Below are 2,424 nucleotides of genomic sequence, written 5' to 3' on the forward strand. Positions count from 1 at the left end.
CCAGGGCTCCTGACATCACGATTTAATTGATGAGAGCCGGGGCCTTGGTTTTGATGGCGTATTTGAGGATGAGGTTGGTGCAGGGGTAGCGGGTTTCGGTGGCGGTGAGGTGCTCGCACAGCTGAGCGGCGGCCGCGGTTTTGGCTTTGGTCGGTAGCGGGTCCAAGGTGATGGTCAGGTAGCCGGGCTCGGTGGTGTTGACGTCACCGGTTTGGTTGAACATCTGGCGCATGAGGGCGTGGGCTTCCTGGTTGGCGCGCCGGTAGCCGGTGTTGGTGCGGATCTCTCTGGCGATGGTCATCGCGGTGTTGTAAGCGGCCATCCGGATGCCAGTATGGATCATTTTCACCTCGGTATCTAGGACTTGCTGGCCGGGGTTTAGATCACCGAGGCGGATCTTCGCCGGGATTCCCTTGTGAATCTTTTCAGCAGCAGCCAAGGCATTTTCTGCTTCCCATACTGGCGCCATGGTCTGGTTGTGCATGGCACTGGTCACCGTGACTTCATCGGTGCCTTCTACCGGGGTTTTCAGCGCCAGCAGGTTCAGATCAGCCACGGCTGCTGCTTCTGCATGGTGACGCCGGGCGGCAACAACCTTTTGATAGGCACGGGCCTTCGCCGGTTCCGGCACCATCCGATTCTCGTTGTCATCGCTTGAATGGTAGGAGTCATGGGAGTCCAGGGCGAAGTGCATGCGCGCGTAGCGGAACTGGTTTTCCTGCCGCCACCGATTCCCCATTCGATGCACCACCTCCCCAGCACCCATGTCCTGGTTGGTGGTAAGGATATGGATTTGCCTCGTGCCACCACCGGGGGTGGCCACGATCCGGCTGATCTGGCGGATACTGAAGACTTCCCCGGTCTTCTTCGTGGTGTTCAGGGGCAGGTCAACGACCGTGTCAGCGACCGACCATGTCTTCTCTTCCCCGTGCTCGTCGGTGTGGGACACCTCGGCGAACAACTTTTCTTCGATGTCTTTGGTGGTGCCTTTTCGCCAAGAAAGCACATCAAAACCAGCCTCATCCATGTGTTTAAACAGAGCTGGTGACCAACCGCCACGGTCAAAACCAACCAGTATCCGGCGGTCGTCCCCGACCGCGGTGCGCAGTTCGGGCAGGAGGTCGCGGAGCTCGGCGGCCAGGGACGCGCCGGGTTTGGCCATGACGAGGAACACGGGGGCGCCGTGGGCGTCGGTGACCCAGGTTTCCTCGGTCGCAGGAACCGGATATTTGAGCCGGGTGGAGTAGATTTTCCCGATCTTTTTTGTGCCTTGGTAGGCGCGCACATGCCCGTCGACATAGAGGATCGCCGCGAGGTCTTCACCGTCAGGACCGGTGCCGGCCAGATGGTTTTTGGCCAGGGCGGCAATCAGTTCTTGGGCTTTGCCTGCCTCGGCGAGTTGGCTGATCCGGCGGCGGATGGTTTTCACTTCCGGGGCGCGATCCAACCCCAATACCCGCCCAAGTTCTTGCGGGTCAAAGCGCGTGGCACCTTCGGCCCGGGCTTCCCCAGCCAATGCCCGCAACACACTATCGATCAGGACGGTTTCGAGGCCGTAGAAACCATTCGGTAACGCCCCGTACACCTCCTTCGCGCAGGCGAGCAGGCCGGTGCTTTCAAGCGCCGGGATAGCTAGGAACAACCCGGCGTGGCGGATGTGGGCGGCCGGGGCAAACACCGGGGATGCGCATTCAAGCAGGCCGGCAGCAGCACGTTCTGCAGTGCGTGGCGCCGGGGCTGGCAAGAGCGGCAGCTCAGGCTGCAGTGCTAGTGCTGACGCTGATTTCAGGGTTTCGGGCTCGGGGGCTGCTGTTTCTGTGGCAGCTTGTAAGGCAGCGATTTTCAGGGCCCGGCGGACACTGAACTCCGAGACGCCAACCATGTCGCCGACCCCCTGCTGGGACAGTCCGGTGTTGCGCAGTTCCACGATCCGGGTGATGACAGTGTCGCTGAGTCGGGAGGCCTTCCTTGGCCCCTTCTTTTCCGGCACCAACGCAGCAATGCCACCGGCGGCCGCCCGCTGGACCCATTTCCACACCGCCACCGAGGAAACTCCAAAAGCTGCCGCGATCTGCTCCTGGGAGGCCGCACCCAGACGCACCAATTTCACCGCCGCCCACCGACGTGCTGCAGCGTCATCGGCATCCCACACATCACAGAGTTGCCCGCGAATATAGACTTCCCCGCCACTGTCGTTCTCCACCAAGGACACCGCCAAGCCCACCGGCACGGCAACAGGATCCATTGTCACGGGCAGGGGAAATTGAGCAGTCATGAAAACCATCATTTCACCCCTCGATAGACGACAAAAGACTAACTCTATTTTATCGTATCTTGGGCGAAATTAACAGCCCTTCAGCCACTCAAAACCCCTGAAAATCAACGAACTTCAATGCCTGTCCCCGACCATGACCGGAGTCCTGG

1 protein-coding gene is annotated in these 2,424 nt (G+C 60.5%); it reads right to left on the reverse strand.

The features are described 5' to 3' along the window. Positions 1-22 precede the first annotated feature (22 nt). Positions 23-2,275 carry a putative transposase gene (locus tag ACX80D_RS17690; RefSeq protein WP_459324172.1) on the reverse strand — a complete coding sequence of 751 codons (2,253 nt, stop codon included), beginning with the start codon at positions 2,273-2,275 and terminating at the stop codon, positions 23-25. Positions 2,276-2,424 lie beyond the last annotated feature (149 nt).

The sequence above is a fragment of the Arthrobacter sp. Sr24 genome (genome assembly GCF_054511175.1).